Source organism: Pseudomonas sp. JL2 (assembly GCF_031570495.1).
GTDB classification, from domain to species: domain Bacteria; phylum Pseudomonadota; class Gammaproteobacteria; order Pseudomonadales; family Pseudomonadaceae; genus Aquipseudomonas; species Aquipseudomonas rhizophila.
Genome location: NZ_JAKUDH010000006.1, coordinates 168,859 through 188,364, shown reverse-complemented (window position 1 = coordinate 188,364; position 19,506 = coordinate 168,859). Strand labels below are relative to the sequence as shown.

The 19,506-nt window shown below is 58.7% G+C and carries 9 protein-coding genes and 1 pseudogene; 7 read left to right on the top strand and 3 right to left on the bottom strand.

Annotation, left to right across the window (positions count from 1 at the left end; all coding sequences use genetic code 11):
- Nucleotides 1-5 precede the first annotated feature (5 nt).
- Nucleotides 6-12,158, bottom strand: coding sequence for a LysM peptidoglycan-binding domain-containing protein (locus tag MKS85_RS11260; protein ID WP_310662840.1), 12,153 nt, complete (start codon nucleotides 12,156-12,158; stop codon nucleotides 6-8).
- 249 nt (nucleotides 12,159-12,407) lie between these two features.
- Between MKS85_RS11260 and MKS85_RS11255 the strand changes: the two genes are divergently transcribed.
- The 4 genes from MKS85_RS11255 to MKS85_RS11240 are packed head-to-tail and all read left to right on the top strand — an operon-like array spanning nucleotide 12,408 to nucleotide 14,672.
- Nucleotides 12,408-13,592, top strand: a complete 1,185-nt coding sequence (locus tag MKS85_RS11255; protein ID WP_310662839.1) for a tetratricopeptide repeat protein — start codon at nucleotides 12,408-12,410, stop codon at nucleotides 13,590-13,592.
- A gap of 22 nt (nucleotides 13,593-13,614) precedes the next feature.
- The gene (locus tag MKS85_RS11250; protein WP_310662838.1) at nucleotides 13,615-14,157 is read left to right on the top strand and encodes a tetratricopeptide repeat protein; all 543 of its coding nucleotides are present in this window, start codon (nucleotides 13,615-13,617) and stop codon (nucleotides 14,155-14,157) included.
- A complete protein-coding gene (locus MKS85_RS11245; RefSeq protein ID WP_310662837.1) occupies nucleotides 14,157-14,531 on the top strand; it encodes a hypothetical protein in 375 nt (124 codons plus the stop codon). The genes MKS85_RS11250 and MKS85_RS11245 overlap by 1 nt, the downstream gene beginning before the upstream one ends.
- Before the next feature lie 12 nt (nucleotides 14,532-14,543).
- Nucleotides 14,544-14,672 (top strand): hypothetical protein, encoded by a 129-nt coding sequence (locus MKS85_RS11240; RefSeq protein WP_310662836.1) that lies wholly within the window; start codon nucleotides 14,544-14,546, stop codon nucleotides 14,670-14,672.
- 359 nt (nucleotides 14,673-15,031) lie between these two features.
- Here MKS85_RS11240 and MKS85_RS11235 read toward each other — a convergent pair.
- Together MKS85_RS11235 and MKS85_RS11230 are read right to left on the bottom strand one after the other, a co-directional pair.
- Nucleotides 15,032-15,244 (bottom strand): annotated as a pseudogene (locus tag MKS85_RS11235) (MFS transporter); the annotation flags it as partial.
- Nucleotides 15,245-15,451: 207 nt separating this feature from the next.
- Nucleotides 15,452-16,702: an MFS transporter gene (locus MKS85_RS11230; protein WP_139049698.1), complete on the bottom strand. Its 1,251-nt coding sequence runs from the start codon at nucleotides 16,700-16,702 to the stop codon at nucleotides 15,452-15,454.
- A 101-nt stretch (nucleotides 16,703-16,803) separates the two neighbouring features.
- Between MKS85_RS11230 and MKS85_RS11225 the strand changes: the two genes are divergently transcribed.
- From MKS85_RS11225 to MKS85_RS11215, 3 genes are all read left to right on the top strand, one after another.
- Nucleotides 16,804-17,772 carry an AraC family transcriptional regulator gene (locus MKS85_RS11225; RefSeq protein WP_076384078.1) on the top strand — a complete coding sequence of 323 codons (969 nt, stop codon included), beginning with the start codon at nucleotides 16,804-16,806 and terminating at the stop codon, nucleotides 17,770-17,772.
- Between the two features lie 231 nt (nucleotides 17,773-18,003).
- A complete protein-coding gene (locus tag MKS85_RS11220; RefSeq protein WP_047229725.1) occupies nucleotides 18,004-18,519 on the top strand; it encodes a sigma-70 family RNA polymerase sigma factor in 516 nt (171 codons plus the stop codon).
- Entirely contained in the window at nucleotides 18,506-19,486 is a 981-nt protein-coding gene (locus MKS85_RS11215) for a FecR domain-containing protein (RefSeq protein ID WP_310662835.1), read from the top strand. Before MKS85_RS11220 ends, MKS85_RS11215 begins: the two co-directional genes overlap by 14 nt.
- Nucleotides 19,487-19,506 lie beyond the last annotated feature (20 nt).

Genomic DNA, 19,506 nt, shown 5'->3' with positions numbered 1-19,506 from the left:
GCGCCTCACCTTTTTTCAAGAATCGTACTTTGGACCTTCCAATTCGGAATCTTGACTCCATCAGTTGTTCTGAAAACATTCTTTTCAAACTGAGGCAATAGCGATCCAGATTCCCGTATCACACGAAGACCTAGACCATCTAACACCTCGACACTCGGCAAAATAGCTGTTGTATTTCTAGATGTAGCGTTAATGATGAGGTGACCACCCGGCTTTAACGCATCTGCTGCGCCGGGAAGCCAAGCCTCGCTTGTCAACCCTTTAATATATGGATTGCTTGCAACAACCTGATCTGCAACACCAGACTTTATTGGAAGTTGCAGAGCAGATGCTCGAATCCCCTGTTCCGCCACAATATCGATATTAATTGCTCCAGGGATCTGAGATGTTCGACCACCGAAGAGATCAATGACTACGGGCTCCCTCCCACCGATTGGGCCAATTTTATCATCCATCCGCATCGCATACCGCTGGGCTCCTTTCACTGCAGCCCCGACCTCGCCGATAGCAACCTCGGCACCAAATACGGTACCACTCGCAAGAATTCCAGCATTGTCGGTGCTAACACCCTTGGACTGGTAATAGTCGCCAACTCGTTCTATCGCGTAATCGCGTACCTGGCTTTTCGCTGCCCCAAGGACCGCCTCGGTCGCGATGCTGAGCCCAGCCCGCATCCACCCCATCAACGCATAGCTGACCGTCTCTGCCGCAAAACTAAGCAGCTTGGTCGCCCCCTCATGCTCAGCAGCGAACTGACCGAAGCCGACCAACCTTTCATGGACGACTGGAGTGAAGTCGTTCGCCCAGTCTACCCAAGTGCTGCTTCCGTTGAGGCTCGTAATGCCTTCCAGATCACCCACCGAGTATGTGATCGGCTCTTGTGGCGGCGGGACGCCTACCCATACACCGTCGCCCTCATAGCTCATGAAGCCGCCATTCTCGCCAGGTCGCGTTGGGTGAAGCGCAACCTGTCTTGTTCCAGGATGGGTATAGAACTCACTCAACTGCTCAGGAGGGACTCCATTGGCCAGCGCCCGCCTGAAGTCGTCCCTATATACCTCATCATCCGGCAGCCCAGCCAACTTCATTCCCCGCTGCACTGCCTCATCCGAAGATTCACGGAATTGATCCACGAAGAAGTTGCCCAGCGTATTACCAAAAGCATCCGCCGCGATCTGACCGTGATTAGGTCGTGAGCCCCCTAACCACTTATCGCTTATCACCGCCGAGGCGTATGCGCCGGCTTGGCCGCTCACGATCTGACCGGACAGTTGGTTGCCAAAGCGCCCATTCAAACCGCCGCTGACGTTGGCAGCCACCACTGAGGATGCCAGGCGATTCCAACTGAAGGAGGTGTCAAGGCCAACGATGCGATTGGCCACTTGGCTGGCGGCGTAGTTAAAAACGCCTTGAGCCGAATAGGTTCTGGCGGCACTGGCCGCGATTTGGGCCCAGGAACCTGGCTGAGCGCCTTGGGCCAATGTACCGACGCCGGAGGTGATTCCGTAAGTGAGGCCCCCGGTAATTCCGCTGGCGGCTACTTGCCCCCAGGAGAATTTATCCACTGCGCCCATGCCCATGCCAACCAATTGGGAAGCCGCGCTACCCACGGCGGCCCCGACGATTGCACCGCCAAGACTAATAGTGGCAGCCGTTCCTGCCGCGGCGGCGGACAGTGCAGCAGTACCTGCAGCGGCCGCACCGCCAAAGGTTGTGGCTGCTCCGCTGATCACCGCTGTGGCGGCCCCCGCCGTAAACACCGTCGCAACCACCGCCACCACCACCATCACGACGCTGGCTAACCCTTTACTTTTCTTTTTCTTAGGCTTGGGCGGTTGATAGATCGGCACCGGTGTCAGATCGCCGGTCACTTCACTCTGATCATAGGCCTTGAAGGTGTCGGCGTTGTTGGCGTTGCTGCCGGCAACGTTGGGGATGACCAGACTTGTGCCGCGCTCCAGGGCATCATTGGCACTCAGGCCATTGGCATCGGCGATGAGGTACCACATGCTCGAATCACCCCAGGTTTTCTGGGCGATGGTTTGCAGGGTATCGCCGTCGACGATCACGTAGCTGCTTGGAGCACGTGCCACCTCAGCGGGTGAAACCGACGCTATGGTGTCGTAGATCTCTGGAGTACTGTTATTACCGATGCTAGCCAGCACGTTACCGTTATGGAGGACATAACGCTGGGAAGAGGCATTGTTACCTTCCGTACGCAGGGTCAACTGACCATTTCGGTCCGCAGCAAACTGTCGAATAAAAGGCGTTTTTCCGGTTGAATACGCAATAAGCAGTTCACCGCGAGCGCTGTAGGCCATGGTTGTCTTGCCATTAGTCCCTCTATTGACCGTCGCAGAAACTATCAACTCTTTCCATGATTCGAACCCCGTATAAGTTATTACATTTTCACCCCACATGGCCGCATTACCGTTCTGGTCATAGACGGTATATCGATAGTGGTAGGACCGTCCCGCAGCGTCATACCCAACCAGGGAGTCGCGCTCCACGCCATCAACGCCAATTTTTCGAGTTTCATTGAAGAAGGTGTATTGATTTGCTTTCCAACTGCTGCCGTTCCAGCGGGTTACCAACTGGTTGTTGAGCTGCCCATCTCCGCGGTAGGTATAAGTGGTACGGGTGCGCTCACTGCCGCTGACATCCTCCTGAAAAACTCGATTATTGCGAACATCGTACTGGGCACTGAATATCTGAGTGGCCTCACCAAGTAGCGAGGCATAGGAAGTATCAGGGTTGGTCGAAAGATTCCTGACCGAAGCCCGCTTGGTGGTGGTGAGCAGCGAACCAAGGTCATTATAAGTGTAATTATTCAGCACATATTCGTGACTGGGATAACCAAAGAAATCGATAGTTTTTACATACTCCTCGGCAGACGTCCGCTTACCTGCTACATCGTAGGTGTAGACCTTGCCCTTCCCTTTACCGCTAACGACACCTGCGGCCACCCGCCCGCCACTATTCAGGAAGCCATCCTCAACCAGAACCCGCCCTTCCAGATCATATTTGAACCAATTGTCGATCACCGTACGTGCGCCGACTTGGTTGGTGGTATCCATTGTGACACGGCGACGATTGCCGAACTCATCGTAGCGATAGGTAAGTGCATCAATACGAGCGGTTGTACTGCGCATGTCGCGGGGACCCACATGCTGAGTACCGGCAGGTGCCTTTACTCCCGACAGCCGACCTAACGCGTCGTATTTGTAGAACGTTTCAAAACTGGCACCACCGGCCGCCGAGCCTGACGTAATGATGGTGGAATTGAATTCACGTACCTTGTTTCCGGCCAGGTCATACTCCGAACCGGTGACTGCCCAGTTATCTGTGGTCCCTTCGATCACAAACTTGGTCAGGCCATTGGCAAAGTAATGATAGGTTTTGTCAGGGCCATCGCCGACCTGCTCTTTTTCCACCTCACCAAAAGCATTGTAGGTATAGGTATAGGTATGTCCGCCCCAATCCTTATGCCCAACCAGTCGAGAAACATCCCCAGCCGAGTAGGTCCAGGTCTTGGTGCTTCCCATCTCGTCCTGTTCAAGGGTCTTGCGATTGAGCGCATCGTATTCATAGCTGAACATCACCCCTGACTCGTTATTGCTATGGGTGATATTGCCGCGCTCGTTATAAACCGTGTATCGGGTATTCCCCGCCACCCCGGACATATAGGACGCCCCTTGACGGCCGTCTTCCACGTTCTTCAGAGTTTCCGCTGTCTCCGCTGTGCCACTGATTTCGGCATACAAACGCCCAGCCTGGTCGTACTTGTTGGTCAACAAGGTAACCTTGGCCCCCCCACGGATAATGCCGTGGTTGATCTGCCGATCCATGGCATCGTAGCCGTCGACCAACACTGTGCCCAAGGCATCCTGAGTGGCGACGCGGTTGCCATGGACGTCATAGCGGTATCGTCGCGAGTTGCCGAGAGCATCAACGTCGCGGGTCAGCTGACCAACCTGGTTGTAGACGTGTTGGCGGGTGCGCAGCAGCGTGTTGGTGGCTACGCCGGTGTAAGGTCCGACCAGATCGGCTTCCTGGATCAGTTGGCCGAGGATGTCATAGCGCTTTTCGTGGATCAGGCTGGCGCGGTAGCCGGTGCCGTTCTCGCGCAGGATGTCAGTGACCGGCAGGGTTTCGGTGAGCACCTGATTCGCGTGGTTATAGCTGTAGCTGGTGACGTAGCCCCGGGCATCGGTACGACTGAGCACGTTGCCCCAGCGATCGACGGTCTGCCGAATAATCGGCGTTCTCAGGGTCAAGGTGGCGTTGTTCAGGGTATCGGCATTGAGGTTCGCCTCGAACGCTGGCAAGTGTTGCTCAAAGGTGCGGCCGAGCAAGTCGTTGCGCATGTAGTTGATGCGGTCGTCGGTGGTGATGCTCCAGTCTCCCAGCACCGTACTTTTGCTGACTTTTTCGGAAAGGTCATACTGGAACACGGTGACATTGGTCGCGTTACCGTAGGATCCGAGCCGACCAACCTGGTCGTAGTTGAAGATTTCTACAGTGCCGCCATTGACTTGCTTGCGGGCGACTTCACCGAAGCGGTTATAGAGTGCGCTTTCGCGCGCGGACACCTTGGTGTCCCAACCCACGGTATACCAGTCCGTTGTAGCGGTCTGCTGGCCGAGCGCGTCGTACTCGAAGGTACGGCGGGTGGTGTGATTCATCGCCATCGGCACGCCAAACACCGTAATCCAGGCGCTCATCGTGACATTGATTTGTCGGGTTTCTTCTATGCGCCGGCCTGCCACATCGACCTTGTAGTTCTGCACAGAGCCCGCCGCATCGATCTCCAGGATCTCATGCCCGGCGGCGTCGTAACGGGTGCGGGTGATCTGGCCCAGGCCGGCCTGTACGTTACCAGCGCTGTCGGTGCCTGCCGCGCGGACTTCCCGGATCTGCTGCCCGAAGGCGTTGAGCAGCAGCGTGGTGGTTGGCGACGCGATGACCTCGGCACTGGCAAAAGGGTCGACGGCGCCGTTCTTGGCGGTTGCCCGTGCGGGCTCGGTGACTTTAATCACTTGGCCTAGGGCGTTGTAGTCCGTGCTGACGACGTTGCCTTTAGCGTCAGTGACGGTCTTGACGTTGCCCACGCCGTCGTAGGTGCTGCGGCTGAGCAGCAGATCGGCGGTCACCAACGTGGCGCTGACCGCTCCCGTGGTGGCGTTGATGCTCTGCTGCCAGAAACGCGCACCTTCCACGGTGGTCTGGCTGAGACGCCCCATGGCGTCGTAGCTGAAACGAACGCGGCGGTCGTTAACACTGGCCGTCGGGGCCGTCGGCACAGCGTTCTCGTTCCAACTGGCGAGCTTGGTCGCGTAGTCGGTCTGCCGGGTCAATTGACCGAGAGCGTCGTACTCCATGCGGGTGTAGTAACCGAGGGCATCCACACTGCCGATGCGCTGGCCGCCCATGTCGTAGTAGTACACGGTGCTGGCGCCGGTCTGCACGGTGGCGCCGCTGGAGTTGCGCGCCACTTGGGTCTCACGCACTAGTTGACCGAAGGCGTCGTAGCTGTAAAGCGTGGTTGGCGCCAGATTGGTCAGTGTCGAGGTGGCGACGTTACCGGTGAAAGTAAACAGGCTGACGACATTCTTCTGCACCGCAGTCTTGCGCCCAAGGGCGTCATAGCTGGTGATCAGCGTGCGGTCCTGGGTCGCGTCGGGGATCAACGTGGTAGCAGTGACGTCGGTCCCGAGGTAATAACCCCTGGCCGGCACGGCCTGGGTCAACGCATTGGCGTAGCGGACAGTACGAGTGGTCTGGCCCAGGCCATCATAGGCGTAGGCGGTTACGCCCTTGAGCGCGTCGATGTCATGGCTGACCCGCCCCAACGCGTCGTAGATTTTGTAGCTGTCGACGAAGTCAGTGGCCGCCACCCCGCTGTTGTTGACCCGCACGCGGTTGCGCACCGCGTTGCCAAGGCTGTCGTAGGTAACTTCGGTGCTGACCTGGAAAGTGTTGGCGGTGCCGTCCGAGGTCTGTTGGTAGCGGCCACTGAGCTTGTTGTACCACCCCGGGCTAGTGGTGCGGATCTGCCGGCCGACGGCGTCGTAGGCATAGGCGGTGGTGCGCGCTTCAGTCAGTTCGTCCAGCGCCGGGTCGGCGGCGACGCTGGTCCGTAGGCGACCCTCGGTACGGCTGGTGACATTGCCCAGGGCATCGTAGGTATTGCGGGTGACCAGGTAGCGGCTCACCGCCGATACCACGCCGGCCTCGGTGATGCTAGCCACCGCGACCGCTGGCGTGACTTCTTCCACCAAACGGTTGAGCGCGTCGTAGTTATAGGTCCAGACGTGGCCGTTTTTATTACTCAGGGTCTTGCGGTTGCCCACCGCGTCGTAGGTGTAGGACTCGACCTTGCCCGCGGCGTCGGTCACGGTTTTTTGTTGACCGGCGGCGTCGTAGGTGTAGGTGGTGGTGCGGTCACCGGTGCTTTCGGGCCGCAGCAGGGTTTGCAACTGTTCGACACTTAGGGCATCGCTTGCGCCATGGATGTCGTTGACGCCGGCCACGGACCAGTTCGTCTGGCCAGCATTGATATTGGCATTGACGTTCAGAACCTGGCCGGTCGCGGTGTCGATCAGCTCCAGCGAGTCCACTTCGACCAAACGGCTAGGATCACCGCTGCTGTCGACGCCATAGTTGTACAACAGCAGAGGCACCGCGCTGGCGCTGCCCTCGATGAACTTGTTGCGGTTGACCCCTCCACTGTTCGGGCTGGTGCCGCTGATGGTGCCTTCGAAGGTCTGCCAACCCATCTCCGGTGTCAGCTTCACTGCCGAAGCGGCGTTATAGGAAAATGTTCCTCCGGAGGTGTTGGCGAGTTTGTTGCCGGCACTGTCATAAGTCACCACGCCGGCATACACGAGGCCTTCGCCCGTCACTTGGCGCAGCTTGACACGCACGGTGTAGGTCTTGGCCGGGTCGATGGCGATCTGTTCCAGGGCGGTAAAGATGCCTGAGTTGCCCTTCAGGGAAAGCGTCGCCCCGTCACTGCTGCCATAAGTAGGTCGTTGAATACGGGTGGCGTATTGAACGGTCTGGGTCAGCCGTCCGTTGGCATCGTACTTGTTCTCGGTCACCGCGCCCTGGGCGTCGATCACGTAGCGTTGACGGCCTACGGCGTCGTAAACGAATTGGGTGTGCCGGTCATCGGTGTCCGGACGCAACAGCGTCTGGACATGTTCGGCGCTAAGCGCATCGCTTGCGCTGTGCACACCGCTGACTGCGTACCAGTTTGCCTGGCCGGCACTCGCGTTGGCGTTGACGTTAAGGACCTGACCGGTAGCAGTATCGATCAACTCCAGCGAATCCATTTCGACCAAGCGACTGGGATCGCCGCTGCCGTCGACACCATAGTTGTACAACAGCATAGGCACCGCGCTCGCACTGCCCTCGATGAACTTGTTGCGGTTGTCTCCCCCACTGTTCGGACTGGTGCCGCTGATAGTGCCTTCGAAGATGCGCCAACCCATCTCCGGCGTCAGCTTCACTGCCGAAGCGGCGTTATAGGAATAGGTGCCTCCAGACGTGTTGGCGAGCCTGTTGCCGGCGCTGTCGTAAGTCACCACGCCGGCATACACGAGACCTTCCCCCGTGACCTGGCGCAGCTTGACGCGCACGGTGTAGGTCTTGGTCGGATCGATGGCAATTTTGTCCAACGAGGTCAACAGGCGAGAGTTTCCGGTCAGGGACAGCGTTCGACCGTCGCTGCTGCCCACCGTCGGCACCTGGATCGGCTTGGCATGACGCACCGTCTCGACCACCCGCCCATTGGCGTCGTACTTGTTTTCGCTGACATACCCCAGCGCATCGATGGTTGCGCTCACCCGACCGGCATTGTCGTAGGTGTACCAGGTACTGTTCCCCGCCGCATCGATCTTGCGCGTGACCTGATCGTTGTCGTCGTAACTGTATCGGGTGGTCAGGTTCAGCCCGCTCGGGTCTTGGCGTTCACTGGTACGCCGGCCCAGCTTGTCGAATACATACAGGGTGATCTGCTGGCTAGGGCTGGCCACCGTGCCACGCATCACCTGCACTTGCTGGCCCACGCCATCATAGCTGTAGCTGGTGGTGAGCTTCAGACCGTTGGGATCCTGGGTCACCCTTAGCAACTGACCTTTGCTGTCGTAGGCGTAATCGGTGATGCGTTGCTCGGTTTTCCCTTCGGCATCAACGACTCGCACCTGGCGACCCTGGCCGTCAAAGCTGTAGCGGGTCACGCTGTTGTTGGCATCGGTACGGGTCAGCACGCGGTTGGCGGCGTCGTAGCCATAGCGGCTGATCCGGCCCAGGGCGTCGGTCACGGTGAGCAGTCGCCCAGCTTCGTCATACGCGTTGGTGGTAGAGCGGTTCAGAGCATCCTGGGTGGTGACCAGCTGACCTTCCTTGTTGTAGCTGTAGCGGGTCACGGCCCCGGTGCCATTGGTGATCGTCAGGGTCTGGCCGTGACGGTTCTTGATGGTCACTACGCTCACGCCGTCGGGCGTGGTCACGATCAGGCTGCGTGTGCTGTCGTTGTAGGCGTAGGTGGTGACCTTGCCCAGTGCATCCGTTTGCTTGAGCACTCGACCGAAGGCGTCGTATTCGCTGGTCTGGCCTTGGTTGAGTGCGTTCCTGGAAGTAATGACCCGGCCATTGCTGGCATACGTCGTGGTGCTGGTCAGCCCCCGGCCATCAACCTGGCTGATCACCCGCCCGAACGCGTCATAGACGGTGGCAGTGCTGCGCTCTATTCCACCGACGTCGTCAACACGACTGAGTCCTTCCCCACGCTTGTTGTAGGTGATGCTGCTGACAATCGTGTTCCCCGTGGCGATTGTGCGGGTGACGGATGTCTGGTTGCCGAAGGCGTTATAACCGTAACCAGTCACGTACCCCATGGCATCGGTCGAGGACGTCAGCAGGCCACGGTTGTCATAGCCATACACACGCCGATTGTCATTGGTCGCGTTGCGGATCGCTTGTACCAGGGTCTTCAGTTGCGCATTCAACACACCGCCCGACAGGGTGGCAGTGTCCGCCGCCGCCAATCGGCCCGAGAAATCAGTCCGCTCGCGGACATCGCCAAAGGCGCTATAAACCGTTTCGCTGACCTCGCCCATTGCGTTGACGACGTGAGTCAGGCGCCCTGCCGCGTCGTAGTAAGACAACGTCCGGTTACCCAGCGCGTCAGTGGCGCTGGCCACCCGTCCGGCCGCGTCATATTGATAGGTCAAACCGTACTGGGCGTAAATCGCAGCCACTTCAGTGGCGCTCATGCCAGTCGTTATGCGAGCCGACGCTTCACCGAGCAACTTGCCAATGGTTTGTCCAAAGGCGTCATAACGGGTGCGGGTGCTGCGCTCTTCGGTGGTGCCCTGGGCTTGGGTTTCACGCACCAGGCGCCCGGCCGAATCGTATTCATACGCGGTGGCCGTGCCATCGGTGGCGACACGCAGGGCCACGCGCCCTTGGTCGTCAAACGTCGTGGTCGCGGTCTGTGCCGCAGCCGCCACCACGCCGCTCTTGATCGTCGCAAATGTGGTCGCAGCGGAAATCGCGGCGGTGTAGGCCGTGGCATAACGAATGGTTTTCTGGGTATTGCCCGCTTCGTCGTACACCGTTTCGGTGACGAACTGCTTTTCATCGACACTGCCGATCTGCCGACCGGCCGTGTCGTAGAAATACCAACTCGTCAGATCACCTGCGGAAGGTGGGCGCAAACTGACGAGGGTGCCGGAGGCCCGATTGGCGAGCACTGTCGCGTTCGCATAACGAATGCTCTGAGTCAGCCGACCGGCGGCGTCATGACGGTCCTCACGCAGATAGCCTTCAGCATCCAATTGACCGATCTGATGTCCGCTGGCGTCATAGAAAAATCGTGTTGTGCGATCGCCGGTTTGCTGCTGGATCAGCCGGCCGTTGCCGTCATAAGTGAAGGTGGTCAGCGTACCGATGGCATCCGTGCTGGTCTTCAGTCGACCGGCATTGTCGTAACTCAAAACAGTCACGCGATCAGCAGCGATGCTCAGCGGGCGAACTTCAGCGACGAGCGTTTTGAGCACCCGGGCACCGTCATACCAAGCCGAAGTATCAACCAGGGTTGCGTAACGTTTTTCCTGGATACGCTGCCCGGCGGCGTTGTAGCTGTACTCGGTCACCGCGCCGAGGCCATCCACCAGGGCACTGACCCGCCCGGCCTCGTCGTAGAACGTATAGCTGCGTACGCCCGTCGCGTCCTGGACCATAACCTGCCGGCCGGCATCATCATAGACATACGAAGTGGAGCGCGATGCCAGGCCGGCTGCCGTCTGCGTCAGACCAAGTAGTTGACCTCTGTCGTTGTAGGTCTGCGTAAGGGTCATGCCCGCGCTATTGGTCACCGCCACGGTACGGCCGGTACCGTTATAGGCCGTCGTCCGGGTGCCAGCCGAGTCGGTCTGGCTGATCACGCGCCCCAGGCCATCATAGACAACTGAGCTGAGGGTAATCTGCTGACTACGGTCTGCCGCACGAACTACGAGCGTCTGCAACAGTTGACCGTGCTGGCTATAAACGTACTCGGTTACGCTGGTGCTGCTCTCCTGGATACCAGTGCCGGCAGTACTGACCGAGCCGTAAGCTACTCGGCGACTCAAATTACCGCGGTAGTCATAACTCAACTCGGTCAGGGTCGAGCGGGTTCGATCTCGCGAACCGGCCCAAGTCACCAATTGCGACTCGTTCAACACATCCTGCGGTGTGAGCCCGGTCAACACAAACAAGGCATCACCGTAGGCGATTTCCTGGGTTCTCAACCCTTGGTCGTTATAGCGATACTCCGTGACTTGGCCACGCCCATCGACCATGAAGCGCACCCGATTATTACCGTCGTAGGCCAATCGGGTGACCTGGGCGGTGCTGGCCGGCGGCTCTGTCCAAACCCCGGTGGTAGTGTTCAGGGTTGCTGTCGCGGTGTAGCGGATCTCATTAAGCAACTGGTTGTCAGCGCTGTAAGTACGCGCAACCGTGGCACCCGTCGCATCACGCTCCAACAGCACGTTACCGTTGGCATCGTACTGGTAGGTCACGGCGTTGCCGCGCCCGTCCGTGACCTTGGTGACATTGCCGTCCACGTCATAGGCGTACCGCGTGGACAGGCGCAGGCCATCCACCGCTGGGGTTCGCACTTCGATCAAACGGTCATCGGTATCGTAGTAATAGCTCCACTGCTGGCCTGAGCCATTGAGAACATCCGTACGGTTACTGGCTATGTCGTAGTTGAATGTGGTGGTCCCCGAACCGTCGGAAACCGAGTTGACCCGGTACTCGCCATCGCGCAACTGGTAAGTGAAGCTGGCCGAGGTGCCGTCACTTTGCACGACACTGGCGATACGGAAGCTGGCCCCGTCGTAGGTATAGTCGGTACGGTAGACCTTGCCATCGGCAATGCTGTTGTCTTCCGGGCTCAGATCGGTGCTGACATTGATCAGTCGGCCTTGAGCGTCGTAGCCGTAGTACACCTGCTGGGTCAGCGCACCGCCCGCTGCACTGCGGGTGTCGACGCGCTCCAACTTGCCGGACGCGTTGTAACTCAGCACCAGTTCCTGGCCGGAGCTGTCCTTGACCGAGTTCAAGCGTCCATTGGCATCGTAGCCGTAGCTGATTTGCGTGCCGTTGGCGTCGGTGACCGACAACAGCCGGCCATTGTCGTCGTAACGTTCGACGGTCCGTCGAGAGCCGTCCGTCCAGACCATCTGGCCGGCACCGGCATCCCAGGTAACGGTGTCATGGGCACCATCGCCCTCGGTCGATTGATAACGGCTGCCGCTCCATTGATAGACCGTTTGATGACCGTCGCCCGTGGTACGGGTTACCTGGCTGCCGGCAGTGTTGACCGTGCCGGTCAACAATAGGCTGCGTTCGCCGTCCCAGCGCCAGCCATCGGCATCGCCATCGCTCAAGCCGCCTTGGGTGTTGTAGGTGCGGGTGTGCAGCAGATCCTGGCCCAGGCCGGACAGTTGCTCGTCGGTAAAGCGCAGCACCAGATTGCCGTTGCTGACGTTGACCAGTGCCTGGCCCCCGGCCTGCCCCAGGTTGCCCTGGCCGCTGCCACCCAGCGAATTCACCGAAGCGTTGAACAGCCCTAATCCATTACCGGCGACGATGGCGACCATGATTCCCTTAACTCCCCGACGAAGCTGAGCCGCCCACGCGGCTGAAACATAGCTGCCGGCCCAACGACCAAGCAGCGCTACTGTCAGTGCTTATGCTCGGCTTTCGAAAAAAGTTTAGGGGTAAAGGAAAATATTTTATGAAGCATTGAAATCGGCTGTTTAACGCATGACAGGTCGCAGCCATCAAGGCAATAATCGCTCGGGAGGACCGCCTCCCCCTTCTTCCGATCGCCAAAAAAGAATCCAGTCATGAGCACTGATAACACGTCCGCTGAACAGAATCGCTTGGCGCGCCTGCTCACTTTCCTTGGGCATGATCCAACCAACCTAGCGCTTTTGGCCGATGCGTTGGCATTGGCCATCGATCTTGGCGACGTCATTCATGGCCAACAATTGATCGACCACATGAAGACCCAGGCGATCGAAGAGCCCAACGTCTGTGCACTGGCGGCCCATGTGTCCTTGCAGGCCGGCCAATATGCGGCAGCGGGCGCGTTTGGTGATAAGGCGATCGAAGGTGGAATCCAGCATCCAGCCGTTATCTTCAACACCGCCCAGGGCCATTTCTACGACGGCGACTATGCGGCCACCGATGCGTTGCTTTCGCGCCTGAGCCATGAACCGAAAAGCCCTGCACCGCTACTGATGATGCATGCACGCGCACTGCATCAACTGGAAGAAACCGAGCAAGCCGAAGTATTGGTTGCACGCGCATTGCTGCTGGAACCGGAAAACATCGATATTCGCGGCCTGCTCGCCCTGCTGCAATACGAGAATGACCACTACTCCCCGGCGTTGATCACTGCCCACGAAACGTTGGCGGAAAACCCCGATCAACTCGACGCGTTGATCGCCTGCGCCTCGGTCCACTTCCATCAAAACAACATCAGCGCCTCACGCAACGCCTGGCTTCATACAGTCGCCAAGCACCCTGAATGCGGCCGGGCATGGTCCGGGCTGGCTCGACTGGAGTTCAACGAACTGGAGTTCGACGCGGCTGAAGAACACCTCAAATCAGCTGTCCAGTTCATGCCGGACCACATCGGCACCTGGCATCTTCTGGCCTGGATCTACATTTTGCGCGGTGACAGTATTCAAGCCCGCCAAGCGCTCGACCGCTCTTATGCCCTGGACCGTAATTTTGGCGAGACCCATGGCGGACTGGCAATCGTCGACATCATGGATGGAATGACGGAGCGCGCCCAAAAAGGTATTCGCCGCGCACTCAAACTCAAGCCGGACGGCCTGTCGGCTCACTACGCCGAGGCCCTCCTGCTTCGGCAAGCCGGACATCCAGAAAAGGCAGTCCAACTGATCGGTGAGGTTCTGGACCGGACGAGACCCGATAGCAGCGACACTGGCCGGATCCTGATGGAAAAGTGGCTACAAACACACCAGAACAAAATCCCAGACCGTCATCCGGATCAACACTAGGTCATCGCATACGGAGCTCAACATGCTGGACGCATCGGAATATTTGCACCTGGCAATCAATGCCAGTCAGAACGGCGACCATCACGCCGCCCTGAACTATCTTAACGCTGCACTTGAAATAGAACCGAAAAACGCAGCGGTCCATTACTTTCGCGCCGCCGAACATGCCGAGCTTGGCCTGCTGGAACGTGCTCACGCGGAAATGATCGAGGCACTTGAGCTAGATCCTGAGATGGACATAGCACGCTTTCAATTGGGTTTGCTCAGTCTTCAGTTATCGAAATTGGACGACGCCCGCAACGCCTTCAACTCACTGCAGAACACATCGCAGGATATGAGCCTGAGGGAGTTTTCCGGTGCCTATCTGGAACTGCTCGACGAACGCATACCGAACGCCATCACCCGGCTAACTCAGGGCCTGACAGATTGCCCAAATCCGGCATTAAAGGCTGATATGGAGCGAGTGCTGGCCAGTCTTTCAGGCACCGCCGACCTCAAAAGTCCTGATGCTGCCGAACCGGCGGTATTTCTTGGCGCCTATCGCAACACCTTCGAGACGTCCTGATGAGCAAGATCGATTCGACTCGTCTATCCCAGGTCCTGGGTGCGCTGGCCAAGCCTAAGGAACGAGTAACACCGAGCGCAGCAAACAACGTCAGCGCTGCCAAGGTCAAAAAAGGCGAAAAAGATCTCGAAGTGCTGCGTGTTCACCTGCAAAGTCGCCTTCGAGATCTTAAGAAACATACTGGGAATTTCCACGAAGCGGCCCCAGTTATCACGGTGCAGGAGATCCTGCGCTGGGAGTTTGGCGAAAGCATCCTGGAACATCCCGAATTCGGCAACATATCAAAAAAAGTTGCTGAAACCATGATGGAGGATCAGGCGTTGGCGAAAGCCATCTACGGAATCGTTGATCGGATGGTGTCGCCTGAATCCTGAATGGAAGACTCGGTGAGCCAGCAAGGTATTTTCCATGAGGACCGATCCACCACTTTTGAAAAGATCCTTCGTGTGCAAAAAACCTATGCCCGCGCTGGCACCTTGACAAGCGTGTTCGCCGAGATGGCTGAAGAAGCATGACCGCTATTTGGGTGAAGTAGAAAATCGGAAGCCTGAGCACCCGGTCAATGGTTACTCTGCCGAAAGAGTGGAACAAAATCAGCGGATGACTAAGCTCGGCATCGAAAGCATCGTCTTTACGGCGATAGCCTCGGAGGCAGAAATATTCGAGCTCTCGGCGATCAACCTGATGAAAAGGTTGCGAACCTATCAGCAACAGCTTCAGCCCCAACGAGACCTGGTGCCGTCTACCCAGGACTACTACAACATGGCACAACATCGCTATCGCAGCGGCGTCGATAGCAGTCTGGTATTCCTCGAATCTCGGCGACATAGGTATAGGAAACCCCTGTCTCGCCACCATGGGCGAGTCCCTGTATAAGGCGGAAAAACAGCAGCGCGACCGAGGCATACAAACCAATGCTTTGGTAGTCGGGGATAACCGCGATGCCAAGGCTGCTGATCGCCAGCAGCAACATCGTGATCACCATGATGGTCCGGCGCCCCAATCGGTCGCTCAGCCGGCCAAACAACCATCCGCCGACAGGACGTGCGACAAACCCCACCGCAAACACGGCAAGGGTCGCGAGCATCGCCGAGCGGGCATCGGACTTGTCGAACAGATTGCTTGCCAGGTACACCGAAAAGGTTGCGTACAGCGTACAGCGTCCAGTCGAACCACTCGAGCGCATTGCCTATACCTGCCGCGCGCAAGGATTTCAGGCGTCCTTGGTGAGACGTCGTATTGTTCATGTCTATCTCCGGGTTACGGATGGAATCGGGGCGGCTGGGGAGCCGGATCAAAGGTGCAGCGCTTGCCCGGCCTGGGCACTGCCATGGGCAGAAGGGACCCGGACACGCAACGCAATCAGCAACGCGGCCAGCAGCATCAGCACGGCCGCCGCTACGAATACGCCTGCGCTGCCACCGAGGCTGAACATCGCACCGCCAGCGGCTGCGCCCGTTGCGATGGCCGACTGCACAGAAGCCACCACCATGCCCCCGGCGCTTTCCGCCTGATCAGGTATTGCGCTGGCGACCCAGTTCGACCACGCCACCGGCACACCGCCAAAAGCCAGGCCCCAGATCGCCAGCAGCACCGCCTGCCCCGGCACCGAGGCCGGCAACAGCACCAACGCCAGTGCTGCAACGCCCACCAGCGCGGGCATCAACACCAGAGTGGCCAGCGGGTGACGCTCAAGCAGCCACCCGGCCAACAGCGTGCCGCCGAAGTTTGCCACACCGAAACCCAGCAGCATCAGCGACAGCCCTTGCGGACCGATGCCGGTGGTACCCTCAAGGAATGGCCGAACATAGGTGAACATCGCGAAGTGACCGCTGTGCACCAGCACACAACCGAACATCCCCATGGCGATGCCCGGGCGCTGCAACACCTCAAGTACGGTGCGCAGGCGTGCCGGGGTGCGCGGCGCAAGGCGCGGCAGCGTGAACGACTGGAAAGCCAGGGTCACCAGACCTACCGCCGCCGCTGCAAAGAACGCGCTGCGCCAGCCATATAGGCCGCCTAAGTAGCTGCCCAGCGGGACCGCAACCACCGTCCCGACGGCAATGCCGCTGAAAATGATCGAGAGCGCTCGGGGCAACAAAGCCCCCGGTACCAAGCGCATCGCCACCGCTGCCGCCATGCTCCAGAACCCGCCAAGGGCAATGCCCAGCAAGATACGCATTACCAATAGCACCGCAAAACTGGAGGAAACGGCGACCAAAAGATTGGATGCGATCATCAGCGTGGAAAAACCCAGCAGCACCCAGCGGCGGTCGATACCGCGGGTCAGGCCTGGCACCAACAAGCCAGCGAACAGTGCCACCACCGCTGTCACCGTTACCGCCTGGCCAGCCAGCGCTTCGGACACCCCCAGATCGGTAGCCATCGGCGTCAGCAGGCTGGCCGGCAGGTACTCAGCGGTGAGCAATCCAAACACGCCCATTGCCAACGAGAAGACTGCCATCCACGCAGGGGCCGCAGGTTCCATATCCAGCGCGGCGCCGGGACGGTTGTTGGATATGGCATTACAAACACAGTCATTCATTGCACGGATCTCCCAATCTTCATTGCGACCCGCAGTCTAGGCGCGAGAAGCTGGATGATCTATGATCGAAAACCTCGTTTTTTTGACTAAAACACCGAACAATGCCTACCGATCAGTTTGCCCTCTCCTCGGATCTCATCAACGAACTGTTGCGCGGCATGCGCCTGCGTGGCGTCGAGTACCGGCGTATCCAAGCCGGTCCAGCCTTTGGCCTGAGCTTCGCCGACAAACCTGGGCATGCCTGGTTTCACTTCCTGGCGATCGGCAATGCGGTGCTGCGGATGGAGGACGGGACAACGTACGCGCTGTCTGCCGGCAACGCCGTATTCATCTCCCATGGCGCGGCCCATCAACTGCTTTCCCACACGGACGTGCCTGTTCAGGACATCGACCGTTTAGACGGCGCCCCCCTCGGTGATACGGTCAGCGCGGTCGATACCGGAACCGATGCCAGCGCCACGCCGACCACCATTTTGTTCAGTGGCTGCATGGAGTTTGAACTGGGCAGTATTCATGGCCTTGGCAGGCTGATGCCGGGCCTGATGCTGATTGATGCCGGCGGCCAGCGTTACCCCGGTCTCGTGCCTATCCTGACCACCATGGAACGCGAGGTCAGCGCCGCCCGTGTCGGCTTCGCCGGTATCCTCGCGCGTTTGGCCGATGTGGTGGCCGCCATGGTCGTTCGCGGTTGGGTGGAGTGCGCCTGCGGTAATGCCTCTGGCCTGGTCGCTGCATTACGCGACCCACGCTTGGCAAGCGCGCTTCTCGCGCTCCATCAACAACCGGGACGCGACTGGACCGTTGCGCAGTTGGCGGAGCAATGCAATACCTCTCGCTCGGTCTTCGCAGACCGTTTCCAGGCGACTATTGGCATGGCCCCACTGCGCTACGTGACTGAGTTGCGGATGCGGCTTGCGAGCCAGTGGTTGACGCTCGAAAGGCTGCCGATTGAAGAGGTGGCGCAGCGCTTGGGCTATACCTCTCAGGCCGCGTTCAGTCGCGCATTCAAGCGCATTACGGGCAAGACGCCTGGGTTAAGTCGTCAGTCGAGGCGGTCCGCTGTTTCCTGAAGCCGAGCGGGAGTCGTGGAGGAGCCGGCGGAATAAAAGCACTTTGAAATTCAACAGTGCCGGTGACTAGCGTTCAAATCTTCCAAACGCTGGATGCATTCTTTCACTCGCAGCCTCTACAGAATGATCGCCTTCACCCAAAAGCGGACACTGAGCACCACGTATTTGCCTAAGGCCTACCGCGTGAGTAGAATGCGATTAATTATCAATCATGTATTTGCCGGGATTCCGATGCGTAGCGATGAAACACTAGGTACTGCAGATCTAGGGCTGCTCTATCGAACCCACCACTCGTGGTTACACGGCTGGCTAATCCGACGCATTGGATGTCGCGACAACGCTGCAGATTTGGCGCAGGACACCTTCGTACGTCTGCTCAAATCCCGTCAGTCCAGCCCCTTGCGCGAACCACGCGCCTATTTGAGCAGTATCGCCCGCGGACTGATGATTGATCAGTATCGTCGTCGCGAACTCGAACGTGCGTACTTGGAAAGCATCACGTTGCTGCCTCAACATGAGGTTCCCTCGGAAGAAAGCCGGCTGATGATTCTTGATGCGCTCGAGCGCATAGACCGCATGCTCGGTATGCTTAAACCAAGAGTTCGCCAGGCATTTTTATTTGCCCGACTCGACGGTCTAACCTGCGCGCAAATAGCCGAAAAGCTGGGTGTTTCCCGCGCGACGGTGGAACGCGACCTGGCCACGGCCCTGCAACACTGCTATCGCTTGCGTTATGTCGAGGCGTGAGCCGCAGGCGCTCAATCCGGCCATTGTTGAGCAGGCAATCCAATGGCTGGTGCGCCTTCGCTTCAATCAAGCCGATGAACAGACACAGCGCACTTTTGAGCACTGGCTGCAGCAGCACCCGGAGCATGTGGTGGCGTGGCAGCGTGTGGAAACGCTTGGGGATGAATTCGCAGGCGTGCCAGCTCAATTGGCCCGACAAACCCTTAATGGCACCAATCATGGAATGCGGCGGCGGGAAAGCCTGAAGCTACTGGGCATATTGGCGACTGTTAGCGCTGCAGCCTGGCTCGGCCGGGACTATACACCCGTACCCGCCATGCTTGCGCAGCAGCGCAGCAGTACCGGCGAGCAACGACGCTTCCAACTCGATGATGGCAGCCTTATCCAGCTCAACAGCGATAGCGCCGTCGACAGCGATTTCGACGCCCAGCGACGCCTGATAATCCTGCGACGTGGGGAAATCATCGTGAATGTCGGCGCGGATCAACACTCGCCTCGAGCACGACCGTTCTGGGTGCAATCACGTGACGGGCTCATCCGCGCTCAGAGTTCCCGCTTTCTGGCACGCGAGCTGGACGATGGCACTCTGGTCGCGGCTCAGGAAGGATCAGTCACGGTTTTCCCCGGCTCCGATCAAACTCCTGCGAGCCGCAGCGTCCAGGCAGGAAATCACCTGCTGTTCACATCAAGTGGCGCCCGAATGTTCAGGGACAACGGCCTTGATCTATGGAGCTGGGGTGACGGGGTGATCAGTGCGCGCAATATGCGCCTCAATGATTTCATCGCGGAGTTGTCGCGTTATCGCCCCGGGGTACTGCGCTGCGCCGAAGAGGTCGCTGATCGTCGCGTTTCCGGCACCTTCCAGCTCGCCGACAACGATCAGGTCCTGGCATTGATCGCGCAGTCACTGCACTTGCACATTGATTATCGGACCCGTTATTGGGTGACCGTGACCGCTGCCACCTGAGCCCATCAGAACTTTGTGCT

Bases quoted from the DNA above. Each gene is read 5' to 3' on its own strand.
- MKS85_RS11260 (WP_310662840.1), bottom strand. From the start codon at position 12,158: ATGGTCGCCATCGTCGCCGGTAATGGATTAGGGCTGTTCAACGCTTCG.
- MKS85_RS11255 (WP_310662839.1), top strand. From the start codon at position 12,408: ATGAGCACTGATAACACGTCCGCTGAACAGAATCGCTTGGCGCGCCTG.
- MKS85_RS11250 (WP_310662838.1), top strand. From the start codon at position 13,615: ATGCTGGACGCATCGGAATATTTGCACCTGGCAATCAATGCCAGTCAG.
- MKS85_RS11245 (WP_310662837.1), top strand. From the start codon at position 14,157: ATGAGCAAGATCGATTCGACTCGTCTATCCCAGGTCCTGGGTGCGCTG.
- MKS85_RS11230 (WP_139049698.1), bottom strand. From the start codon at position 16,702: ATGAATGACTGTGTTTGTAATGCCATATCCAACAACCGTCCCGGCGCC.
- MKS85_RS11225 (WP_076384078.1), top strand. From the start codon at position 16,804: ATGCCTACCGATCAGTTTGCCCTCTCCTCGGATCTCATCAACGAACTG.
- MKS85_RS11220 (WP_047229725.1), top strand. From the start codon at position 18,004: ATGCGTAGCGATGAAACACTAGGTACTGCAGATCTAGGGCTGCTCTAT.
- MKS85_RS11215 (WP_310662835.1), top strand. From the start codon at position 18,506: ATGTCGAGGCGTGAGCCGCAGGCGCTCAATCCGGCCATTGTTGAGCAG.